Raw genomic sequence first — 21,980 nt, 5'->3', positions numbered from 1 at the left:
TTGCGCGCCTCAGGCGCCGCAGAACGAGGGGAGGAGGCTCGGGTCGGCGCCCGTGGGGCACGGCTCGAACGTGAAGATGACGAGGGTGCCCAGGACGATCACGACCGCGGACGCCGCGTAGAGCACCATCTGCAGGGTCAGACGGGTGCCGGGGCGCTCCGCGTAGTCGAGGATGATCGTGCGGACGCCGTTGGTGCCGTGGATCATCGCGAGCCACAGCATCGTGAGATCCCAGATCTGCCAGAACGGGCTGGCCAACTTGCCGGCGACGAAGCCGAAGTTCAGGCGGTGGACGCCGTCGCCCATCCAGAGGTTGACGATGAGGTGTCCGAAGATGAGGACGACCAGGATGATGCCGGACAGGCGCATGAAGAGCCACGCGGCCAGCTCGAGGCTGGAGCCCTTGGCCTTGGAGCGCTGGTAGCCGGTGCGGGGTGCGGGGATGGTGGGGGCGCTCATCAGAAGATTCCTCCCAGCGAATTCGGGATGTGGCGCCACAGGAAGCCGACCATCACGACGGCCCACAGGCCCATGGCGACCCAGAAGAGGGTCTTGTGGTGCTTCGTGCCGCCCTTGAAGAAGTCGACCGCGATGACGCGCAGGCCGTTGAACGCGTGGAAGGCGATGGCGGCCACGAGGACGACCTCACCGAACGCCATGAGGGGGGACTTGTACGTGTCGATGACAGCGTTGTAGGCCCCCGGGGAGACGCGGACGAGTGCGGTGTCGAGCACGTGCACGAGCAGGAAGAAGAAGATTCCGACGCCGGTCACGCGGTGTGCGACCCACGACCACATGCCTTCTCTTCCGCGATACAGAGTGCCGGTTGAGGCCTTGGCCACGGGCATCCTCCAGTGATGGATTGCGGACTGGTGTGTACCAGTGAAAAGTACGCCGCGCAGCCGGACTGCGCCAATCGCCGGCCCGCGGGTCACCTGGCATCCTCCGTTTTTCCTGTGAAAGCGGGGTGGGTCGTCCCGATGTGCGAGAAGCGGGGTTCCGCCAATCGATTAGGTCATAGTCGCGTGTCTAAATACGGCGGTGCGATTCCGCTGTTCGCGCGGGCATCCGACAGAATGTCCGCATGACCACGTCCTTCCATGCAGTCATCCCCGCCGGCGGCTCGGGCACTCGTCTGTGGCCCGTGTCCCGGGTGGCCCGCCCCAAGTTCCTCCACGACATCCTGGGCACGGGGCGCACGCTCCTGCAGGCGACGTGGGAGCGGACGGAGGGGCTGGCCGACCCCGCGCACACGTGGGTGGTGACCGGTGAGGCGCACGTCGACGCGGTGCGGGAGCAGCTGCCGGACGTGCGGGCGGACCGGTTGGTCGCGGAGCCCGCGCCCAAGGACTCCGCCGCCGCGATCGGCCTGGCGGCGATGCTCGTCCACCGGACGGATCCGGACGCCGTCATCGGCTCCTTCTCCGCCGACCACTCGATCACGAACACGGCGGAGTTCCTGTCCGTCGTCCGGCACGCGATCGCGGCCGCCGCCCAGAGCGGCGACATCGTGACGATCGGCGTCACGCCCACCTATCCCGCGACGGCCTACGGCTACATCAAGACGGGGGAGCTGCTGAGCCTGGCGGACGCGCCCACCGCGCGCCGGGCCACGGAGTTCGTGGAGAAGCCCAACGCCTCGACCGCCCGCCTCTACGCGTACTCCGGCGGGTACCGCTGGAACGCCGGCATGTTCATCATGCGGGCGTCCGTCCTGCTCGACATCCTGTCGGACCAGGCGCCGGACCTGCACGCGGGCCTCACCCGCATCGCGGACGCGTGGGGGACGGCGCGGCAGCGGGAGGTCGTGGACGAGGTGTGGCCGGAGCTGGAGAAGAAGGCGATCGACTACGTCGTCGCGGAACCGGCGGCGGCCGCCGGGCGCGTCATCGTGATCCCGGGCGACTTCGGCTGGGACGACGTGGGTGACTTCGACTCCGTCGCGAAGCTGCGGCAGCCGGTGCCCGGCGAGTCCGCGGGCGTGTCCGCGATCGGGGAGGGCGTCCAGGTCGTCGACGTCGAGTCCCGCGGCGTCGTCATCTCCGAGACAGGCCGCCTCGTCGCGCTCGTGGGCGTCGACGACCTCGTCGTCGTCGACACGGAGGACGCGCTGCTCGTCACGTCGCGCGCGCACGCGCAGGAGGTCAAGGCCGCGGTCCGTGACGTCGAGCGCACCGGCCGGGGCGACCTGCTCTGAGCCGGACGCCGCGCAGTAGACTCGGGGGCCGATCGAGACGCGATCGCCGCACGGGCCCGCCCGCGCGGAGGAAAGGGGCACAGGTGGCGGACGGAACGCGCGACATCCGGGGCGCGAAGAGGATCCTCGAGGAGCTCGAGGGCGAACTGATCGCGTTCCGACGGGATGTGCACGCGCATCCGGAGCTGTCCTACCAGGAGCGCCGGACCTCCCGCGTCATCGCGGAGCGCCTGCGGGCGGCCGGCCTGGAGCCGCGCGCGGTCACGGAGACGGGTCTCGTCTGCGACGTGGGTGCCGGTCCCGTGTCTGCGGTGCTGCGGGCGGACATCGACGCGCTGCCGGTGGGCGAGGAGACCGGCCTGCCGTGGGCCTCGACCGTTCCCGAGGTCGCCCACGCCTGTGGGCACGACGTCCACCTGACCGCGCTGCTGGGTGCGGGCATCGCCCTCGACCGGATCCACCGGTCCGCTCCCGGAGGCCTGGGCGGCACGATCCGCCTCGTGTTCCAGCCGGCGGAGGAGGTCACGCCGGGCGGCGCCATCTCGATGATCGGCCAGGGCGTGCTGGACGGCGCGCGCCGGTCGTACGCGCTGCACTGCGACCCCACGGTGGACGTGGGCTCCGTCGGCTCCCGGATCGGCCCCATCACCGCCGCGGGCGACACCGTCACCATCACGCTGCGGGGCCACGGCGGCCACACGTCCCGTCCCCACCTGACCCAGGACCTCGTCTACGCGCTGGCGCGGCTGGCCGCGGACGTCCCGGCCACCCTGTCGCGACTCATCGATCCCCGGCATGCGATCTCGCTGGTGTGGGGCCACATCGAGTCCGGCCACGCGCCCAACGCGATCCCCAGCACCGGGCTGCTGGCCGGGACGCTGCGCTGCCTGGACGTGGACGGCTGGAACCAGGCCGCCGAGGTCCTGCCCGACCTGGTCGAGCGCATCGCCGGGCCGTACGGGGTCGATGTCGAGCTGGACCACCGCCGCGGGGTGCCCCCGGTCGTCAACACGGAGGACGAGGTCGCCCTCGCCGAGGCCGCGGCCCGGGACGCGCTGGGCCCGGACTCCGTGCTGCTGACCCCGCAGTCGATGGGCGGCGAGGACTTCGCGTGGTACCTCACCCGCACGCCGGGAGCCCTGCTGCGGCTGGGCACGCGGACGCCGGGCGGGCGCACCTACGACCTGCACCAGGGCGACCTGGTGGTCGACGAGGCCGCGATCACCGCCGGTGCCGGTGTCTTCTGCGCACTGGCGCTGCGCGCGCTCGACGAGGACGCGGGCTGAGGCATGGGCCCCTCACCTCGCAGTGCTCCGCGCACCGTGGGCGCCGTGCTCGCGGTGTCCGCCCTGCTGGCGGGGTGCGGCGACAGCGGTGAGGAGCCCGCCAGCATCGTGCGGACCTCCGCGTGCGCGGTGTCCGCGCCGTCCGGCTTCGAGGACGCGGGCGTGGGCGCGGCGGTGCTGGAGCAGGTGCGCGGTGCCGTCCGCCAGGGGCTGGTCGACACGACCAGCACGCAGCGGGTGAGCACGCCCGCGCAGACCCAGGCGGCCCTCGAACGGTTCGCCGCGGACGGGTGCACGCTCACGCTCCTCGTGGGACCGGGCGGCGCCGGCGCGCTGTCGCAGGTGGCGCAGGAGGTCCCGGACCGCGCGTTCCTGGCCGTGGGCGCGGGCATCGGCGCGGATCAGCCGGACAACGTCCTGTCCGTCGACTTCGACCTGCGCGACTCCGCGTTCCTCGCGGGCTACGCGGCGGCGCATGCGACGACGACCGGCGTCGTCGCGGTGTCCGTCTCGACCGGGCAGGCAGACGGCGACACTCTGCTGGCGGCGTTCGACGAGGGCGTGGTCGCGGCGCAGGAGGCGGACGACGAGAACGACCTCGACGTGCGCGTCGTGCAGCAGGGGATGGTCGAGGCGCGCACCGTCGAGGACACGAGCGCGGACGGCCGTGACTGGGCGGAGGACGCGACGGCGGACGGCGCGGACGTGCTGGTGCCCTTCGGCTCCGCCTCCCCACAGGGCGTCGTCGAGCACCTGAGCGCGCTCGCACAGGAGCAGGACGAGGCGGGCGAGGAGGACGAGGCCGCCGACTCCGGCTCCGACAGCGCCCCCGCGGGTGCGGACGCGGCCGGCACCGCCGGTGACGGCGACGCGGAGGGGACCGGGGCCTCGGCGGAGGAGTCCGAGCTGCCCTACCTCATCTGGACCGGGTCGGACGGGTCGAAGAGCCTGCCGACGCCCGTGCGCAAGCAGGTCATCGCCTCGATCGTGCCCCAGGTGGGGACCGCGATGCGGGCGGTGCTGACCGGCTGGCCGGGCACGGGAGGCGACCCGGACGCTCTGCTGGAGGTCGACGGGGAGCCGGTCGACGACGCGCAGGGGGCGATGCCCGAGGTCGTGGGCGGCCTCGAGGTCCGCAGCCGGCGGGCCGTGGGGGACCTGGACAACGGCGGTGTGGAGCTGGTCGTGAGCGACGGTGTCCTGAGCCCGCTGACGGGGCTGGGGCGGGCGGTCTCGGACGGGCGCGACCTGCTCGAGGAGGAGGACGCGGAGGCCTCGTGACGCCGCCGGGCGCCGCCGGGCTGCTCCGGTAGGCTGGGCCCGTGGACCACGAACTGTTTCCGACTCCTGCGGGAGTCGACGCCGACGACCCCATCCTCAACCTGCCCAAGGTGTCGCTGCACGATCACCTGGACGGCGGGCTGCGGCCCGCGACGATCATCGAGCTGGCGGCCGAGGCCGGGCATACCCCGCCCTCCACGGACCCGGAAGAGCTGCGCGCGTGGTTCTCCGAGTCCGCGGACTCCGGTGACCTGCCGCGCTACCTCGAGACATTCGACCAGACGCTCGCGGTCATGCAGACCGCGCCCGCGCTCACCCGCGTCGCCCGCGAATGGGTGCTCGACCAGGTGGCCGACGGCGTCGTCGTCGCGGAGGCGCGCTGGGCGCCCGAGCAGCACCTGCGGAACGGGCTGACCCTCGACCAGGCGGTCGAGGCCGTGCAGGCCGGGATCGAGGAGGGCACCCGGATCGCCGCGGAGGCCGGCCGATCGATCCGCGCCGGGCAGCTCATCACCGCGATGCGGCAGGCGGACCGGTCGACGGAGATCGCGCAGCTGGCGCTGCGCCACCGCGACGCCGGGGCCGTGGGCTTCGACATCGCAGGACCGGAGAAGGGATTCCCGCCGGCCGCGCACCTCGAGGCGTTCGACCTGCTGCACCGGGCCGGGTTCCCCGTCACGATCCACGCCGGTGAGGCGGACGGGGTCGACTCGATCCACGAGGCGCTGCTCGTGTGCCACGCCCAGCGGATCGGTCACGGTGCGCGCATCACGGAGGACATCCCCGGGTGGGCGCAGGCCGCCGCGGTCGACGGCGTCATGGGCGACGTCGACGGCGACGGGATGGAGACCGCACCGGACATGGGCCGCCTGGCGGAGTGGATCCTGGACCACCAGGTGCCGCTGGAGCTGTGCCCCTCGTCCAACCTGCAGACCGCGGCGGCGGCCTCGATCGCGGAGCACCCCATCACGCGGCTCAAGGAGTTGGGCTTCGCGGTGACCGTCAACCCGGACAACCGCCTCATGTCCGCCACGAGCGTGTCCCGTGAGATGCGCCTGCTGGTCGACCACGCGAACTGGACGCTCGACGACCTGGAGTGGGTGACCGTGACGGCGCTGGGCTCCGCGTTCCTGCCGTACGGCGTGCGCGAGGCGATCATCGATGAGCAGCTGGTGCCCGGCTTCGCACGGGCCAGCCTCTGACGGGGGATCCTTGAGCAGGAAGCGGAAGAAGGGGTCCGGGAAGCCGAAGCCGCGGGTGCCGCAGGACTCGGAGGCGCCCGCGGACGCCGTGGGTCCAGGGGTCGAGGAGCGGCCCGTGAATGCCGTGGGTCCGGAGGGCGGGGAGCCGCCCGCGGACGAAGCCGCCCCACTGCGGCGGCCCCGGAAGCGCTGCCGCCGCGACCCGGTCACCTCTACGTCGCGATCGCGGTCGTCGCGCTCGAGGCGCTGGCGCTCGTGGCCGTCGCCGGGGCGTGCATCGTGCTGGCGGTGACCGGGGGACAGCTGGGGACCTCGCTGCTGGCGCTGGGCGTCATGTTCGCGATCCTGGGCGTGGGCATGATCGCCGTGACGCGGTCGCTGTGGGTCATGCACCGGTGGGCGCGTCCCGCCGCGATCGCGTGGCAGGTGCTGCAGGCGCTGTTCGGCGTCTCGACGTTCCAGGCGGGGCCCCTGCTGGGTCTGGCCGCGATCGTGCCGGCGGTCGTGTTCCTCTACGCGATCTTCCAGCCCCGCGTGCTCTACGCGTTCGAGGACGCGATCGCGTACCACGAGGCGCATCCGTCCGCACCGGCTCCGCCCCCCAAGCGGTGGTGATCCCCCTCCTCCGCCCCCTCCGAACGCGACACACCGGGGGCTGAACGCTCCGGCGGCCCCCACCCTTCCCACCCATCGCGACACGCCGGGTGAGTGTTCGACACACATGGTTTCGCCTAGGTGTCTCGGACACTCACCCGGCGTGTCGCGTTCTGTGAGTGGGTGGGAGTGCGGGTGGTGGGTCAGCTGTCCGCGCTGTCGCCCAGGGAAGCGTCTTCGTCGCCCGTGCTGTCGCCACCGGCGTCGTCGCTCGCCTCGTCGTCGTCCTCGTCCGCTGGGGCCTCGCCGTCCAGGAACGGGGTGCACGCCTCGAGGAGGAAGTCGCCGGCGGTGTCCCCGTCGGTGTCGACGAGTGAGATCGCGGTGCGCTGGATGCCCCACCAGACAGCGGGGGAGGCGCCCCACTGGAGCCGCAGCTGCTCACGCTGCTCCGCATCGTCCTCGCGGAGGACGTCCGCGAGGACCTGCGAGGCCGCCTGGATGCGCTCGTTCCCGTCCGACGCCGTGCAGCGGGCCTCGTCGTCCGGGCCCTTGGGCAGCAGCTCCGACCGGGTCTCCGTGTCCTCGACGGTGAGGACGAAGGCGGAGTCGCCCAGCTGCTCGACGCCCACGGTCGCGTCGATGAGGAAGAAGCCCTCCTCGCCGGCCGTGACCGCGGAGGCGTCGTCGACGGTGAGCGTCACGCTGTCCGGGGTGTCGGGCGTGAGGGAGACCTCGCCCTCCTCCGGCACCTCCTGGTAGGTGTGGATCCACGCGTGCACGTACGCGTTCTGACCCGCTTCCGCGGCCGCGGCGAGGCCCTGCCACACGGCGTCCGTGTCCTGGGGCCCACCCGCACTCACGTCGATGACCGGAACGACGTCCAGGTCGGAGGGGGTGGGGACGGCGGTGACGTCCTCGGCGGAGACGGACGGGGTCTCGACGGGGCGCTCGCCCTCGGCCACCTGGCAGCCGGCGGTGAGGGCGACGGTGCCCAGCACGGCGGCGAGTGACAGTCCAGCGCTGCGCGGGGACCGATAGCGGGCAGGGAGTGCACTGGTGCGGTTCAGGGCCGTGGGGCTGGAGCCGGTGGGGGTGCGCATGGTCGAGTGATCCTCCGAGTGGGGGAAGAGAGGACGGTGCTCGCCAGTGTACGTGCGCTCAGGCGGAATCGAGCAGATCCGAGCCGCGCGCGGCGGCCGATGCGGCGGGAGCTGCGACCGGTTCGTCCACGGCCGGATCTTCCTGAAGGGGCGTGGAGGACCCGGAGCCGTCTATGCCTGCGACAGTGCGAGCCGGGTGGAGAGCGGATGTCTCCCCGGCCTCGGCGGAGGTGTCTTCGATCGGGGAGTCGTCGGTCTCGAACGGATCGACGGACTCGACGCTGGCGACCAGGTGCCGCAGAGAATCGGTGAGGGTCGTGCACTCGGCGTCGTCGAGTGCACGCAGCATCTGGGCCTCGAGGTGGAGGAAGTCCGCCAGCGCGTCGTCGACCTTCTGCCGGCCCTCCTCCGTGAGGCTCACGAGGATGCCGCGGCGGTCGGCGGGATCGCGCTGGCGCGAGACCCAGCCGGCCGTGACGAGGCGGTCGATCCGGTTCGTCATCGTGCCGGAGGTGACGAGCAGCTCGACCGTGAGCGCGGACGGCGACATCTGATAGGGGTCCCCGGCCCGGCGCAGGGAGGACAGGACGTCGAAGGCCCAGATCTCCAGGCCGTGGGAGGCGAAGACGGCTTTCCGCTTGCGGTCCAGCTGGCGCGACAGGCGGGTGACGCGGGAGAGGATCTGCATGGGCGCGACATCGAGATCGGGACGGACGTCGCGCCACGCGGCGACGATCCGGTCGACCTCATCCGGTGCCTCTTCCATGGAGCAAGGATAGCTTGAAGTCAAGATTCTTTGTGCCGAAGCGACTTGCGCGTTCCGCGGATTCGGCGGGAACCTGCGGGACACGGCTGTCGCGAGGCCCACATCGCGACCCCGGTCATGGCCACCGCAACGGGTCTAGACTGACGGGTGGTTGAGTTTCCTGAAAGCCAAACCGCAGACGGAAGCCGGAGCGGTCGCTGGATCGCGACGGCTGTCGGTGACACAACACACGAAGGAAGATACGTGGATCTTTTCGAGTATCAGGCCCGTGACCTGTTCGAGGAGCACGGTGTGCCCGTGCTCCGTGCAGAGGTCGCAGACACCCCGGAAGAGGCGAAGAAGGGCGCTGAGGCCCTGGGCGGCGGCACCGTCGTCGTGAAGTCCCAGGTCAAGATCGGCGGCCGTGGCAAGGCCGGCGGCGTCAAGCTGGCCCACAACCCCGATGAGGCCGCTCAGCGCGCAGAGGAGATCCTGGGCCTGGACATCAAGGGCCACGTCACCAAGCGCGTCATGATCGCCGAGGGCGCGGACATCGCGGAGGAGTACTACTTCTCCATCCTGCTGGACCGCGCGAATCGCACCTACCTCGCCATGTGCTCGAAGGAGGGCGGCATGGACATCGAGGAGCTCGCGGTCGAGCGCCCCGAAGCGCTGGCGAAGGTCCCGGTCAACGCGATCACCGGCATCGACGAGGCGAAGGCCCGCGAGATCGCGGAGACCGCAGGCTTCGACGCGGAGACGACGGACAAGCTGATCCCCGTCCTCGTGAAGCTCTGGGACGTCTTCCAGGGCGAGGACGCGACGCTCGTCGAGGTCAACCCGCTCGTCAAGACCGGTGCCGGCGACATCGTCGCGCTGGACGGCAAGGTCTCCCTGGACGAGAACGCGGAGTTCCGCCACGAGAACCACGAGGCGCTGCGCGACATCGACGCGGAGGACCCGCTGGAGCTCAAGGCGAAGAAGCTGGACCTCAACTACGTGAAGCTGGACGGCGAGGTCGGCATCATCGGCAACGGCGCGGGACTCGTCATGTCCACGCTGGACGTCGTCGCGTACGCCGGTGAGAATCACGGCGGCGTGAAGCCCGCGAACTTCCTGGACATCGGCGGCGGCGCCTCGGCGGAGGTCATGGCCAACGGCCTCGACGTCATCCTGGGCGACGACCAGGTCAAGAGCGTGTTCGTCAACGTGTTCGGCGGCATCACCGCGTGCGACGCGGTGGCCGACGGCATCGTGAAGGCGCTGGAGATCCTGGGCGACTCCGCGACCAAGCCCCTGGTCGTCCGCCTGGACGGCAACAACGTGGAGGAGGGGCGCCGCATCCTCGATGAGGCGAACCACCCGCTCGTCACGCAGATCGACACCATGGACGGCGGAGCCGACAAGGCCGCCCAGCTCGCGGCCGGCCGCTGAGCCCTCGAAAGGACTGACTAGAAAAATGGCGATCTTCCTCACGAAGGATTCCAAGATCATCGTCCAGGGCATCACGGGCGGTGAGGGCACCAAGCACACGGCCCGCATGCTGGCGGCCGGGTCGAACGTGGTGGGCGGTGTCAACGCGCGCAAGGCGGGCACGACCGTCTCCCACACGGACGCGAACGGCGAGGCCGTCGAGCTGCCCGTGTTCGGCTCCGTCTCCGAGGCCATGGAGAAGACCGGCGCAGACGTGTCCGTCGCGTTCGTGCCGCCGGCGTTCTCCAAGGACGCGGCGTTCGAGGCGATCGATGCGGGCATCGGCATGCTCGTCATCATCACGGAGGGCATCCCGGTCCAGGACTCGGCGGCTGTGTGGGCGCACGCCCAGGAGCTGGGCAACAAGACCCGGATCATCGGCCCCAACTGCCCGGGCATCATCACCCCCGGCCAGGCGCTGGCGGGCATCATCCCCGCGAACATCACGAAGGCCGGCACGATCGGCCTCGTGTCGAAGTCCGGCACGCTGACCTACCAGATGATGTACGAGCTGCGGGACCTGGGCTTCTCCACCGCGATCGGCATCGGCGGCGACCCCGTCATCGGCACGACGCACATCGACGCCCTCGAGGCGTTCGAGGCGGACCCGGAGACCGAGGCGATCGTCATGATCGGCGAGATCGGCGGCGACGCCGAGGAGCGTGCGGCGGAGTTCATCAAGAAGAACGTCACGAAGCCGGTCGCCGGCTACGTCGCGGGCTTCACCGCCCCCGAGGGCAAGACGATGGGCCACGCCGGTGCGATCGTGTCCGGTTCCTCCGGCACCGCGCAGGCCAAGAAGGAGGCCCTCGAGGCCGCCGGCGTCAAGGTGGGCAAGACCCCCACGGAGACCGCGCAGCTGCTGCGCGAGCTGCTGGACGCCTGAGATCCGCAGAGCGCTGACATGCGCTGAGCCCTGATCCGCGCCTGCGGGTCGGACAACTGGAGGCCCGCGGAGCACAGAATGTGCTCCGCGGGCCTCCAGCGTGTTCGGCGTCGGGCGGTCGTGGGGCCGTCGTGCGGGTCCGAGCGTGATGCGCCCGCGTCAGCCGCCCGTGACCCGGTGCCGCGTCAGCTGCCCTTGACCGCGACGACGGGCACGTTTGCACCCAGGATGATGCGCTGGCCGGTCGACCCCATGATGAGCTTGCCCACCGGCGAGCGGCGGCGCGAGCCGATGACGATCATCGTGATGTTCTGGTTGTCCTCCGCGACCGCCAGCAGCTCCTCTGCGGCGTCGTTGCCGCGCAGATGCTGGACGAGGGAGAACTGGACTCCGGACTCCGTGAGTGCGGCCCGCAGCGCCTCCATCTGCTTGTCGCCCGCGACGCCCGCCTCGTCCTTCTGCTCGCCGATCCCTGCGTTGATGACCAGCAGATCCGTGTTGCGGACGGTGGCCTCCTCGATGGCGAAGTCGACGGCGGCGCGGCCGGCGGAGGTGGGGGTGTAACCCACGAGAATGGTCATGGCGTGCTCCTCTGCATGCGTGACGATGAGACCTGTCACCAGCCTATAAGCCCGTAGACTCCGGGTCATGCCTTCGTCTCTGCTGCCGGAACCCGCGACCGCCGTGTCGAGGTCGCTGGAGGAGGCCGACGCCGTCCTCGCCCGCTTCGATCCCGACTGGCCGCAGGGACACCCCACGGCCCGACTCGTCGAGGAGTACCTGCTGGGCCGCGCCCACGGAGTCCTGGACGTGTCCGGCAGGGCGCTGGCCGTACCTGCCGACGACGCTGCTCCTCAGCCCGTCACCGTCGTCCTCGACGACCCCACGGGTGCGCTCGTACTCGTCGCCGCACTGGCGGGAGCGCCGCAGGTGCACGCGTGGAACGATTCCGCGCAGGCCGCACGAGCGGTCCGGATGGCGGTCGGCCACCTGCCCGCGGACGCGTGGGAGGCGGTCGTGCTGCACGAGACCCGCGCGGACGCGCTCGCAGCCGCGTTCCGCAGCGCTGCCGGGACTGAGGCAGCGCCTGCGGGCGGTGGGATGGAGGAGACGGCCGGGTCGTCGCCCAGCGGGGTCCGCGTCGTCGTGGAGGCACCCAAGCAGGTGGCCGTCGTCCGGCAGCTGCTGCAGGACGGTGCCGGTACCGCCGCCGAGGTCGTGGTCGCCGGCCGTGACAAGCATCTGAGTCCGCGCCTGGGCAGTGTGCTGAGGGAGTCGTTCCGTCAGGTGCACGTGTCGCCGGGGGTCCGGAAGTCGCGGCTGCTCATCGGAGTGGAACCGCTCGATGAGGAGGTCAGGGACGAGGACGGCTTCTCGTTCTCGACGGCCGCATCACCGGCGTCAGGCGTGCCGGATCTGTCCGTCACTGCGTGGCCGGGCACCTTCGGCGGCACGACCGCGGACGCCGGAGCTCAGCTGATGGTGCAGGCGATCGCGCATCGGTGGACGGCCTCGGCTGCGGGGATGCGGTCCGTGCTGGATCTGGGGTGCGGCAACGGGTGGCTGCTGGCGGCGCTGGGGACCCTGATCCCGGGCGCGGAGCTGTGGGGCGTGGACGACGTGCGGGCGGCGGTGGACTCGACGGAGGTGACCGTCGGGAATTCGCCGGGGGTGCGGGAGGATCCCGACCGGAGGGTGGTCGCTGTGCACGCGGACGGCACGGCACCGCTGCCGTGGTCGGGGCCGGACGGTGCGGTCGTGGAGGAGGGCACTTTCGACCTCGTGACGCTCAACCCGCCGTTCCATGAGGGGCACACCGTCACGACGGCTACGGCGCACGCGCTCATCGAGTCCGCGGCGCGGCTGCTGGCCCCGGGCGGTCGGCTGGTGCTGGTGCACAACTCGCACCTGCGGTACCGGTCGCATCTGGAACGGGTCCTGGACGACGTCGAGCAGTGGGCGCGCGACCGCCGCTTCACGGTGCTGACCGGCACGCGGGGGTGACCCGCACGCGGGGGTGACCGGCACGGGCCGGTGAGCCGGGCCGGCGCGCAGCCGCGGTGAGACGACGGAGAGCCCCGCAGAACGGGGCCCTCCGGAACTTGCCGGTGCGCGTGGGGAGACTCGAACTCCCACGTCCGCAGACACTGGAACCTAAATCCAGCGCGTCTACCAATTCCGCCACACGCGCGCTCAGCGGTCGAGTCTACAGCGACTGGGGCGCGGGTCGTGGCCTCAGTCGTCGATCTTGAGGGCCTTCCGCAGGCGCGCGACGTGGCCGGTCGCCTTGACGTTGTACATCGCGAGCTCCACGACGCCCTCTGCATCGACGACCACCGTCGAGCGGATGACGCCCTGGACGACCTTGCCGTAGTTCTTCTTCTCGCCGAAGGCGCCCCACGCCCTGAGGACCTCCTTGTCCGGGTCGGACAGGAGGGGGAAGGTGAGGCCATCGCGCTCGACGAAGGTCGCGAGCTTGTCCGGGGTGTCCGGGGAGATGCCCAGAACGGCGATGCCCTGGGCCGTCAGAGCGTCCAGCGAATCACGGAAGTCGCACGCCTGCGTGGTGCAGCCGGGTGTCATCGCGGCGGGGTAGAAGTAGACGACCACGCGCTGCCCGCGGTAGTCCGACAGGCTCACCTGCGCGCCGGTCGAGTCCGTCAGGGTGAAGTCCGGAGCGGCGTCGCCGGGTTCGAAGCGGGTCATGGGGATGTCGTCTCCTCGTCACTGCGGGCGTGTCTGGTCGCGTCCCACCCTACTGGCAGGCGCGGACGCGGTAGGCTCGGAGGTGAAGGCGCCAGACGCGCCCAGACACCATCGCCTGTGAGGAAGTGACCGCATGTCCACGAACGTGTACACCTCGGACGTGACCGTCGACAACGCGTCCCGTGACCAGCTCGTCGAGTCGATCCGCCTGCGCGAGCAGCGCCTGGCTGCGGGGATCGACGAGCTCGTGGGTCGTCTGCACCCCAAGGCCCTGACCGCGCGTGCGGCGGATTCCGCGCGCTCGCTGGTCATCGACGAGCAGGGCTCGCCCAAGGTGGACCGTCTCGCCCTGGTGGGCGGCGGTCTCCTGGTGGCCGTCGCGACGATCGGCTTCTTCGCCAGCCGGGGCGGGCGTGGCTGACGGCTCAACGTCTGAGGTGACCGCGGCCTCGGGGGCGGAGGATTCTGCTCCCGAGGTGCGCATCCGCATGCTGCACGACCGCCTCCTCGTGCGTCCCGGCAAGGAACCGGGGGAGCGGACCTCGTCCGCCGGCATCCTCATCCCGGCGACCGCGGCCGTGGGCAAGCGGCTGGCGTGGGGCGCGGTGACCGCCGCGGGACCCCTGGTGCGCCAGGTGGAGATCGGTGATTCCATCCTCTACGACCCCCAGGATCTGGCCGAGGTCGAGCTCGAGGGCACGGCGTACGTCCTGCTGCGCGAGCGCGACGTCCACGCGATCGCGGAGTCCGACACGGACGAGGCGACCGGCCTCTACCTGTGAGATCGCGGTCTGCGGTGGTGGCTGGGATGCCTCTTTGAGCCCGAACTCCACCTCTGAGATCGGGATCTGACGATTGAGATCGGGATCCACGCAGTGCAGGACTGCGTGGATCCCGATCTCAATTGCACTGTCCCGACGGTGAAGCATTCCGATAGCGGATCCGGGATGACAGAATCCGGGGGCTGTCACTCGCATCATGTTGATGTGCGCGTAGTCGCCAGAACTCCCGTAGAGGTGTATGCCGAGGCCCGAGTTCCCGCCCGCAAATCTCGGGTCTCTGCATACACCTCAATGATCTGCAGGCGTGACCCGGCGCTCCCCTGGCCGATCGGCACCGCACATGACGAAGGCCCTTCATCTGCGAGCTGCAGATGAAGGGCCTTCGTGTTCTGTACACCCCCCGGGACTCGAACCCGGAACCCACTGATTAAGAGTCAGTTGCTCTACCAATTGAGCTAGAGGTGCGCAACGAGAGATAACTATACCCACGCGTCGTCCTCGGTCCAACTCGAGACGGCACTGAATCTGGAAGAGTGGCGAGGCTCACGGGATCGGCCGCGCTCGGGGTCGTCCAACTGCGCGTGCGGGTGCCCGCGCGCCGTGTCGGACGCGTGCAGCCGCGCGCCGTGTCGGATTGGTGCGGTTGCACGTCTCGGCCCTGACGGATGGAACGGATGGAGCGCCGCGGCTCTGACCGGCCGCGCCTCGCGACCCCGCAGGTCCCCTCGTACGTGCCGCAGGTGCATTCGAGTTGCGTCCGCTGGTCATCGTGTTACTGTGTTGGACTGTGAGCTGGCTCCCAGCCGGTTCACAGTTCGGTTCAAGCCAGTCGCGGCGCTACGTGCCCGCGGCGGCTCACGTCGGAGTGCTCCAGGCCGCATCGCGCTGTCGAGCCACGCCCGTCCGGGGCGCCGACCTTGCACCAGAGAGACCGGGACGGGAGTGTGCCCGCACACTCCTGCGACGCCCCCTGCCCTGGGGGAGTCGCACCGGTGGCAGCAGAGACGACGGATGAGAGGGCGTGGTCGATCGACACAGGGGCATTTCGCGCGTCACATCGATACCTTCCGCGGAGTCACGCCCCCGCGGGACGGGACGTGCAGGACCGAGCACCTGCGGGTGCCACCCGCTCGGTGCGCAGATTCTCACCCAACGTCAAGAGGGAGGTGGCGCATGAATGACTCCTCGACGGTGCAGTTCGGCGCCGTAACTGTTGTTCTGCTGCTGGTGCTGTTCTACGGCGGCACGTTCTGGATCTCACGCGGCATCCGGAAGAAGAAGGAGAACGCCGACGAGTACATGACCGCCGGCAACAAGATCGGCTTCGGCGTCTCCGCGGCGAGCATGACCGCGACCTGGATCTGGGCGTCCTCGATGTACGCATCCGCGGCATCCGGATACCAGTACGGGATCTCCGGCCCCATCCACTACGGGCTCTGGGGCGCGCTGATGATCCTCTTCATCTACCCCTTCGGCCGCCGCATCCGCACGGTCGCCCCGCGCGCGCACAGCATCGCGGAGGTGATGCACGCCCGTCACGGCCGCTCCAGCCAGCTCATGCTCGCGGGCTCCAACGTCGTGGGCAGCGTCATCAGCCTCATGTCGAACTACATCGCGGGCGGCGTCCTCATCTCGATGCTCTCCCCCTTCACGTTCATCCAGGGCGTCGTCATCGTCGCCGCGGGCGTCCTGCTCTACACGCTCTGGTCCGGCTTCCGTGCCTCGGTGCTCACCGACTTCATCCAGGTCATGGCGATGCTGGGTGCGGTCGCGGTCATCGTGCCCTTCATCTTCTTCGCGGCGGGCTTCCCGGCCGCCTTCGAAACGGGCGCGGGCAACCTCACCCCGCCACAGGGCAACTTCTTCTCCAGTGAGGCCTTCCTGGGACAGGGCGCGCCCTACATCGCCGCCGTGCTTGCCTACGCGATCGGCAACCAGACGATCGCGCAGCGCCTGTTCGCCGTCCGCGAGGACCTCATCAAGCCCACCTTCATCACCGCGACCGTGGGATACGGCGCGATGGTGATCGGCGTGGGCATGCTGGGCGTCCTCGCGCTCTACCTGGGCTTCGAGCCCAGCGGCGGCGACGTGAACAACATCATCCCGGAGATGGCCGCGAGCTACCTGCCCGGCATCCTCCTGGCCCTGTTCTTCATCATGATCATCGGCGCGCTGTCGTCCACCTCGGACTCGGACCTGGCCGCGCTGTCCTCGATCATGATGGCCGACATCTACGGCCAGAACATCGCGGGCAAGGAGAAGGCGAACCCCACGACGATGCTGTTCGTCGGCCGGGCGACCATGGTCGCCGCGTCCGCGATCGCCGTCGCGTTCGCCAGCCTGCAGCTCAACATCCTCGATCTGCTGGTGTTCGTGGGTGCGCTCTGGGGTGCCCTCGTGTTCCCGGTGCTCGCCAGCCTGTACTGGGGCAGGGTCACGAACCGCGCTTTCACGGTGTCCGTCATCGTCGCGCTGGTCACTTTCATCCCCGTGCGCTTCGAGCTCATCCCGCTCGTGGGCCCGGTGGGACTGCTGGTGGACATCCTGTCCGCCGTGGGCATCGCCGTCGTCCTGGGGCTCATGTCGTTCGGATTCTTCGGACTCCGGGTGGCGCGGATCGTCGCGGCGGTCGCGTTCCTCGTGTCCGCTCCGTTCGTCATCGGCTTCCTGCACGACTACGCGACGCTCAGCGCCTCGCTCGTCGCCTACGCGGTCAGCACCCTCGTGTGCATCGCGATGTCGTTCCGGCAGAAGGACGACTTCGACTTCTCCCTCATCCGGAAGCGGACGGGTGACTTCGACGAGTCCGACGACGACCCGCAGCAGCCGTCAGCGGCGGACGACTCGTTGCACCTGAGCCGTGCATCCCGCGACGGCGCGGAAGCGACTGACGACCGGAAGGACTCCTGATGAGCATCTCGACCCTCGCACTCACCGCGTACGTCCTCGTGTGGCCGGCCCTCGTGGCCGTGGTCATGGCCGTCATCGGCCAGGCGTTCTTCAAGGAGTGGAAGGAGGCCCGCGACAGCGGTCAGGATATTGTCTGACCGCAGTCGCGCACCGCACCCGCACAGCGCGGGGTGCCGTCACACGATGACGGCACCCCGCGCTGTCAGTTCCTCCAGCGCTGCGTGGGACGTCTCCTCGCCCACGCCCGCGACCAGATCGCTCAGGATGCGCACCTGGTCCACGACGGCGACCGCGTCCAGGCCGGAGGCGCGGACGCAGTGATCCGTCGCGATGCCGGCGACGTCGAGCCGCTGGACGCCGGCCAGCAGATCCGCCAACCGCTCACCGTCATCGGTCACGCCCTCGAAGGCGGAGTAGCCGTGGGCGCCCTGCCCCTTCTTCACGTGATGGGTGATGGCGGTCGTCTCCAACGCGGGATGATAGGCCGCTCCGTCCGTGTCCGCCACGCAGTGCACGGGCCAGTTCGTCACGAAGTCCGGTGCGCCCTGTGCGAAGTGGCCGTCGTTGTCGTTGTCCGGATCGTGCCAGTCGCGGGAGGCGATGACGAGGTCGTATGCGTCGCCCCGGTCGTGCAGCAGTGCAGTGATGCCCCGCGCCACTGCGGCACCGCCGTCCACGCCCAGGGCACCGCCCTCCGTGAAGTCGTTCTGGACATCGACGATGAGGAGTGCGGTGCGCGCGGTCATTCCGCGTCCTCGGCGGGGGCCTGCTCCGCGGAGGCCTGGTCGGCCGGGTCCTTCGGCATCCGCTCCGTGGGGAAGTGGAGTGCGCGCTTGTCCGCGATCGCGGCCCGGAAGCGTGCGACCAGCTCCGGATCCGACTCGACCTCCTGCTGGTCCACGTACGCGAAGTGCAGCGGCGTCGCGGCGGTCAGGTAGAACGTCCGGTAGCCCGAGGCCTTCCCGATGATGACGTGGAAGGTCACCCGCACACCGCGACCGGCGTCGAACTCCTCGAAGAGGACCTCCTCGAGCGACTTGGCCTCGTGCGCGGGGAACGACAGGGCCAGCGGCTTCGCGGTGTCGGTGCCGTAGACGAAGGTGCCTTGTGCGGTCATCGGTGGTCTCCCTTGTGGATCGGGCGGCGCGCGGGCCGCACACGTGCGATGGGGAGCCCGTCCGGGCCCCTGCATCCCTCACCGTACGGGACGATCGGTCAGGGCGGGCAGCCACACGGATGGGAGTCCCGTGGGGATCCGGTCAGGGACGCGTGCGCCGCGCCATGAAGAGGACGAATCCGATCGCGGCCGCACCCACGCCCACGAGGGCGACGATGGGCCACGGGAAACCCGCTGAGGCCTCATCGGACTCGAGCGCCTGCGTCGCCTGGTCGTCCACCTCGTCCGGGGCCGGGGGCGTGGGCTCCCCGCCGTCCGGGGTGATCGAGTCGTCGCCCTGGCTGCCCGGCGGCTGGGGGACCGGGTCCGAGTAGTCGGGGTGGCCCTCCGCGCGCGGCACCCAGTCGTGGCCGCCGCCGGGTCCACTGGAGCGGCCGCCCTCACGTCCGTTGCCGGTCGAGGGGTCGTCGACGCGTCCGGGGCGGTCGGAGCCGCCGTCACGACGGCCGCCGTCGTCCTGACCGCCGCCGTCCTGGCGGCCGTCGTCGGGGCGGTCGATGCCGCCATCGCTGTCGCCGTCGCCTCGGTCGCCGCCGGAATCGCCGTCATCGGACCCGTCGTCGCGGTCGTCATCATCCTCCGAGGGGGAGGGCGACGGCGTGGGTTCCCGCGTGGGCTCCTGTGTGGGTTCCTCCGTCGGATCGTCCGTCTCCGAGGGAGTGGGGTCGTCCGTGGGCTCCGGCGACGTTGTAGGGGAGGCGTCCGGCTGCGGTGTCACGGTGGGGGCCACCTGCACCGGAGCGTCCGTGGTCAGCGCGATCGCAGGGATGCCCACGGCTGCCGGAGCGGCGAGGAGCGCGAGCGTCACGGTGGCCGAGGCGACCGGGCGAGCGAGCTGAGGTGAGGGCAACACGGGGGCTTTCTGTGGCGAGGAGCCGGGGGTGACCAGGCCATCCTACGCAGGGGAGCGCTCTGCGCGCGATCATCCCGTGGTCAAATTGAACTAATCCACCGCCATCGCGCGCATCACCGGCGCGCCGCGGCGTGCCCCATGATCTGCCGGATCGGTCAGATCACTCAGCGGGATGCGCGGTGATCCGGTCCGCGCTGGTCCGCGTGATCGCGATCCGGTCGTCCTCCGTCACCGCCAGCAGATCCGCCGATGTCGAGAACGCGGCCGGCGCATCCGTGAGCATGCCGGAGGCGATGACGGGATTGCCCTGCAGCGTGCCGGGCACCAGGTCTCCGCGGGGCTCACCGAATTGCATCCCCGACTCCGTGCCGTCCAGCACCAGCAGTCCGGTCTCCATGCTGTAGAGGTAGGGACCGATCTGGGCGAGCCGGAAGCCCTGCCCGCGGATCCAGCTGGCCTCGCCCACATCCGCGCTGGAGACCTCGTTGATCGAGGTGACCGACCCGTCCTCCAGGTTGTGGACGACCAGCTGCAGACGGTGGCCGCTGCTGGTCGTGGCGCTGGGGTCGCCCCACACGCTGATCGCCAGTCCGTGGCCGGCGGACTTCCACTCCTTGACCTCCAGGCCGTCGCCGGGGCTCTCAAGCTCGACCTCCGACTGCTCGCCGGTCGTGATGTCCGTGTGGATGACGGGACCGTCGAAGGGAGCGCTGACGAGGTCCTCGCCGTCCAGCGCCATGGGGGTGGAGCCCAGCGGGGGCGTGGGGATCTGCTCGAGCTCCTCCGCGCCTAGTGTGCTGAGGGCGTTGCCGTCGCGGATGAGGACGGCGGTGCCTGCGGATGACAGGCGGGCGTTGTCCGGCAGGTCGTACTCGACGGGTTCCGTGTCGCCGTCGAACAGTGCGCGGGCGGTCGTGCCGAACTGCCAGACGAGCGCCCTGCGGCCGTCGATGACGGTGTCCGCGGCGAAGGTGATGGACTCGGCCTGGCTGTCCGTGTAGCGCACGGTGCCGGTCTTCGCGTTGAGGATCGAGAGCTCGTCCCCGTCGACGATGAGCACCCCGCGCGAGGTCGCGGTCACCGAGGCGTTGGCCGGCACCGCGGCCTCCCACGCGGCCTCCGAGGCGAACCCGGGCACCGGAGTGGTGGAGTTCGCGAGGGTGAGCGGCGAGCGCGTGGGCGCCTGGGTCTGCTCCGTGGGGGTGGACGTCTCCGGGGTGGGGCTGCCGATGTAGGAGGGCAGGAAGAAGAGGACGCCGGCCAGGACCAGCAGGGCGATGAGGACGATGCTGGGGACGGTGAGGCGGGGGCCGGTTCGCCGAGCGGACGCGGGTCTGCGCGCTGCGGTCGAGGACTTCCGCACCCCCGTCGCGGTGCTCGCGCCGGAGGACGACGCCGAGGCCGTGTGCGGCCGCCCGGGCCGCTGCGGTCCTGGCGTGCGCGGGTCGGAGACCCGCGGGGTCTCGCCGCTATGGGGCGCGGCCGGTCCGGAGAACGGGGTGCCCACCGGGTAGGAGTCCGACCCGGCCTCCCGCGACGGTGAGGGAAGGGGATAGGGGGAGGCGGCCACGGCGGTGGTGGCCTGCTGTTCCTGCGGGGCACTCACGGGGACCGTCTGCAGGTCGGGTGAGGGAAGGGGGTCGGAGAGGGGCGACTCCGCGGGCGCGATCGCGCCGGTGTCGGAGATGGTGAGCGCGCGCAGGGACGTGTCGTCCGCGATCGCGACCTTGATGGGACTGTGCGAGTCCCGGGCGGTCTGCGTCAGCTGAGCCAGAGCGGACCCCAGGTCCGGATGGTCCGAGGTCGTGCCGGAGGCTGTCACCTGGGCGCTGCGATCAGGCGCCACGGTGATGCTCGCGTGCTGCATGACAGTCGGGACCTTCTGACTCCGGTGAGATGAGGGTGGACCCCGCGGGTGAGGCGCGGGATGGCCGGGCCGGCACGGGGCTGCCCGGCGACCAGCGGGACCCAGTCTAGGACGGGGTTCCGGCGGCGAAAGCCCTGCGGGAGCACTGAGTCCGAATAGTTACCAGGTTGTGCGGTCACCGTGATCCGAGGTGTGATGCGGTGCATGGTCCGCCGAGTGGCGAACGGATGAAGAAGAGTCTAGACTATTCCTCGTTGCCTGCACGCGGGCGACGATGGTGGCTATAGCTCAGTTGGTAGAGCACCGCGTTGTGGTCGCGGGGGCCGCGGGTTCAAGTCCCGTTAGCCACCCCAAATGGGAGAGGTTCAAACCCTCGACAAGAGTAACCACTCTTTGTCCGGTTTGAGCCTCTCCCTTCTTCTTCGCTTCAGCGGCCCAGTTCGGAGCGTTCATCTGCTCCTCGGTATCGCAGAGTGAACCGAAGGGGCGCTCGTACTCGACGCGGACATCCCCGTCTTCGTCGATAAAGATCCTGTGGAAGAACGCCTGATTGCACAGTCGCCGGTTTGCGTCATCAGCACGCTCGTACACGCTGACGATGTTGGCAAGTAGCCCGAGCGAGTCATCGAGGTTTGCTCTCGCTGACGCATACTCATCGTGGTGCGCTTCGCTTCGGTGCTGAATGTCTCCGATCTGATCCGCGATGCGATCTTGCTCCTGCTTTAACAGGTCGATCGGAACCGCACCCGCATAGTGGGCCTGCAAAAGCTTCATCCGTTCGTCGTCGAGCCGGTCCCGCTCGCTTGTGAGTCGCGAGAGTTCTTTCGTCTCGTTCGCCATGAGCAGGTCGAAGTCTGCGTGGATCTTTCCGGCGAGGTCTTGCCGCATGCCGGGTGACACTTCGATCATCTCGTAGTA

22 protein-coding genes and 3 tRNA genes are annotated in these 21,980 nt (G+C 70.2%); 13 read left to right on the top strand and 12 right to left on the bottom strand.

The genetic code is table 11. The features are described from left to right. Nucleotides 1-9: 9 nt before the first annotated feature. Together HGBR_RS10695 and sdhC are read right to left on the bottom strand one after the other, a co-directional pair. Nucleotides 10-459 carry a succinate dehydrogenase hydrophobic membrane anchor subunit gene (locus HGBR_RS10695; RefSeq protein ID WP_019159337.1) on the bottom strand — a complete coding sequence of 150 codons (450 nt, stop codon included), beginning with the start codon at nt 457-459 and terminating at the stop codon, nt 10-12. Next, nucleotides 459-842 carry a succinate dehydrogenase, cytochrome b556 subunit gene (gene sdhC / locus HGBR_RS10690; RefSeq protein ID WP_083882855.1) on the bottom strand — a complete coding sequence of 128 codons (384 nt, stop codon included), beginning with the start codon at nt 840-842 and terminating at the stop codon, nt 459-461. Before sdhC ends, HGBR_RS10695 begins: the two co-directional genes overlap by 1 nt. Before the next feature lie 242 nt (nt 843-1,084). Between sdhC and HGBR_RS10685 the strand changes: the two genes are divergently transcribed. The 5 genes from HGBR_RS10685 to HGBR_RS17535 all read left to right on the top strand — a co-directional run bounded on the left by HGBR_RS10685 (nt 1,085) and on the right by HGBR_RS17535 (nt 6,581). Next, nucleotides 1,085-2,197 carry a mannose-1-phosphate guanylyltransferase gene (locus HGBR_RS10685; RefSeq protein WP_019159335.1) on the top strand — a complete coding sequence of 371 codons (1,113 nt, stop codon included), beginning with the start codon at nt 1,085-1,087 and terminating at the stop codon, nt 2,195-2,197. Nucleotides 2,198-2,280: 83 nt separating this feature from the next. Continuing rightward, nucleotides 2,281-3,483 carry an amidohydrolase gene (locus HGBR_RS10680; protein WP_019159334.1) on the top strand — a complete coding sequence of 401 codons (1,203 nt, stop codon included), beginning with the start codon at nt 2,281-2,283 and terminating at the stop codon, nt 3,481-3,483. 3 nt (nt 3,484-3,486) lie between these two features. Beyond that, on the top strand, nt 3,487-4,764 hold the full coding sequence (locus HGBR_RS10675) for a BMP family ABC transporter substrate-binding protein (RefSeq protein ID WP_019159333.1): 1,278 nt from the start codon (nt 3,487-3,489) through the stop codon (nt 4,762-4,764). Nucleotides 4,765-4,805: 41 nt separating this feature from the next. Next, nucleotides 4,806-5,966 (top strand): adenosine deaminase, encoded by a 1,161-nt coding sequence (locus HGBR_RS10670; RefSeq protein ID WP_019159332.1) that lies wholly within the window; start codon nt 4,806-4,808, stop codon nt 5,964-5,966. Nucleotides 5,967-6,221: 255 nt separating this feature from the next. Continuing rightward, complete coding sequence (locus tag HGBR_RS17535) at nt 6,222-6,581, top strand: hypothetical protein (RefSeq protein ID WP_019159331.1); 360 nt, start codon at nt 6,222-6,224, stop codon at nt 6,579-6,581. Nucleotides 6,582-6,763: 182 nt separating this feature from the next. Here the strand turns inward: HGBR_RS17535 and HGBR_RS17530 are convergent, their stop codons facing one another. Then, a complete protein-coding gene (locus HGBR_RS17530) occupies nt 6,764-7,663 on the bottom strand; it encodes a hypothetical protein (RefSeq protein WP_019159330.1) in 900 nt (299 codons plus the stop codon). Between the two features lie 58 nt (nt 7,664-7,721). Continuing rightward, nucleotides 7,722-8,429: a MarR family winged helix-turn-helix transcriptional regulator gene (locus HGBR_RS21150; RefSeq protein ID WP_019159329.1), complete on the bottom strand. Its 708-nt coding sequence runs from the start codon at nt 8,427-8,429 to the stop codon at nt 7,722-7,724. 243 nt (nt 8,430-8,672) lie between these two features. On the opposite strand from HGBR_RS21150, the gene sucC reads away from it, so the two are divergent. Both sucC and sucD read left to right on the top strand, forming a co-directional pair. Further along, nucleotides 8,673-9,842: an ADP-forming succinate--CoA ligase subunit beta gene (sucC, locus tag HGBR_RS10650; RefSeq protein ID WP_019159328.1), complete on the top strand. Its 1,170-nt coding sequence runs from the start codon at nt 8,673-8,675 to the stop codon at nt 9,840-9,842. 25 nt (nt 9,843-9,867) lie between these two features. Continuing rightward, nucleotides 9,868-10,767: a succinate--CoA ligase subunit alpha gene (gene sucD / locus HGBR_RS10645; protein ID WP_019159327.1), complete on the top strand. Its 900-nt coding sequence runs from the start codon at nt 9,868-9,870 to the stop codon at nt 10,765-10,767. Nucleotides 10,768-10,952: 185 nt separating this feature from the next. On the opposite strand, the gene HGBR_RS10640 is transcribed toward sucD, so the two are convergent. Further along, nucleotides 10,953-11,348 carry a universal stress protein gene (locus HGBR_RS10640; protein WP_019159326.1) on the bottom strand — a complete coding sequence of 132 codons (396 nt, stop codon included), beginning with the start codon at nt 11,346-11,348 and terminating at the stop codon, nt 10,953-10,955. Nucleotides 11,349-11,415: 67 nt separating this feature from the next. Here HGBR_RS10640 and HGBR_RS10635 point away from each other — a divergent pair, with 67 nt between their 5' ends. After that, nucleotides 11,416-12,771: a class I SAM-dependent methyltransferase gene (locus tag HGBR_RS10635; RefSeq protein WP_019159325.1), complete on the top strand. Its 1,356-nt coding sequence runs from the start codon at nt 11,416-11,418 to the stop codon at nt 12,769-12,771. Between the two features lie 105 nt (nt 12,772-12,876). On the opposite strand, the gene HGBR_RS10630 is transcribed toward HGBR_RS10635, so the two are convergent. Then, nucleotides 12,877-12,958 (bottom strand) — tRNA-Leu (locus tag HGBR_RS10630). Between the two features lie 44 nt (nt 12,959-13,002). After that, a complete protein-coding gene (gene bcp, locus HGBR_RS10625) occupies nt 13,003-13,473 on the bottom strand; it encodes a thioredoxin-dependent thiol peroxidase (RefSeq protein ID WP_019159324.1) in 471 nt (156 codons plus the stop codon). Between the two features lie 133 nt (nt 13,474-13,606). Here bcp and HGBR_RS10620 point away from each other — a divergent pair, with 133 nt between their 5' ends. Both HGBR_RS10620 and HGBR_RS10615 read left to right on the top strand, forming a co-directional pair. Continuing rightward, complete coding sequence (locus tag HGBR_RS10620; RefSeq protein WP_019159323.1) at nt 13,607-13,894, top strand: DUF3618 domain-containing protein; 288 nt, start codon at nt 13,607-13,609, stop codon at nt 13,892-13,894. A 67-nt stretch (nt 13,895-13,961) separates the two neighbouring features. Continuing rightward, a complete protein-coding gene (locus HGBR_RS10615; RefSeq protein ID WP_051013415.1) occupies nt 13,962-14,255 on the top strand; it encodes a co-chaperone GroES in 294 nt (97 codons plus the stop codon). A 392-nt stretch (nt 14,256-14,647) separates the two neighbouring features. On the opposite strand, the gene HGBR_RS10610 is transcribed toward HGBR_RS10615, so the two are convergent. Continuing rightward, a tRNA-Lys gene (locus HGBR_RS10610) sits at nt 14,648-14,720 on the bottom strand. Nucleotides 14,721-15,428: 708 nt separating this feature from the next. Between HGBR_RS10610 and HGBR_RS10605 the strand changes: the two genes are divergently transcribed. Then, nucleotides 15,429-17,165, top strand: a complete 1,737-nt coding sequence (locus HGBR_RS10605; RefSeq protein ID WP_019159321.1) for a sodium:solute symporter family protein — start codon at nt 15,429-15,431, stop codon at nt 17,163-17,165. Further along, nucleotides 17,165-17,302, top strand: coding sequence for a putative transporter small subunit (locus HGBR_RS20320; protein WP_019159320.1), 138 nt, complete (start codon nt 17,165-17,167; stop codon nt 17,300-17,302). The genes HGBR_RS10605 and HGBR_RS20320 overlap by 1 nt, the downstream gene beginning before the upstream one ends. 39 nt (nt 17,303-17,341) lie before the next feature. On the opposite strand, the gene HGBR_RS10595 is transcribed toward HGBR_RS20320, so the two are convergent. The 4 genes from HGBR_RS10595 to HGBR_RS17520 all read right to left on the bottom strand — a co-directional run bounded on the left by HGBR_RS10595 (nt 17,342) and on the right by HGBR_RS17520 (nt 21,062). Next, nucleotides 17,342-17,911, bottom strand: coding sequence for an isochorismatase family protein (locus HGBR_RS10595; protein WP_019159319.1), 570 nt, complete (start codon nt 17,909-17,911; stop codon nt 17,342-17,344). Beyond that, nucleotides 17,908-18,282 carry a hypothetical protein gene (locus HGBR_RS10590; RefSeq protein WP_019159318.1) on the bottom strand — a complete coding sequence of 125 codons (375 nt, stop codon included), beginning with the start codon at nt 18,280-18,282 and terminating at the stop codon, nt 17,908-17,910. Before HGBR_RS10590 ends, HGBR_RS10595 begins: the two co-directional genes overlap by 4 nt. A 142-nt stretch (nt 18,283-18,424) precedes the next feature. Then, complete coding sequence (locus HGBR_RS19920; protein WP_026077517.1) at nt 18,425-19,195, bottom strand: hypothetical protein; 771 nt, start codon at nt 19,193-19,195, stop codon at nt 18,425-18,427. Nucleotides 19,196-19,355: 160 nt separating this feature from the next. Continuing rightward, nucleotides 19,356-21,062 (bottom strand): hypothetical protein, encoded by a 1,707-nt coding sequence (locus HGBR_RS17520; protein ID WP_051013402.1) that lies wholly within the window; start codon nt 21,060-21,062, stop codon nt 19,356-19,358. Nucleotides 21,063-21,339: 277 nt separating this feature from the next. On the opposite strand from HGBR_RS17520, the gene HGBR_RS10575 reads away from it, so the two are divergent. Continuing rightward, nucleotides 21,340-21,415: transfer RNA gene (locus tag HGBR_RS10575), tRNA-His, on the top strand. Nucleotides 21,416-21,980: the final 565 nt, after the last annotated feature.

Origin of the sequence: Brevibacterium senegalense, assembly GCF_000285835.1 — a bacterium.
Classification (GTDB): Bacteria; Actinomycetota; Actinomycetes; order Actinomycetales; family Brevibacteriaceae; genus Brevibacterium; species Brevibacterium senegalense.
Note: the sequence above shows the minus strand (reverse complement) of the source record. Positions and strands in the feature narration are given on the sequence as shown.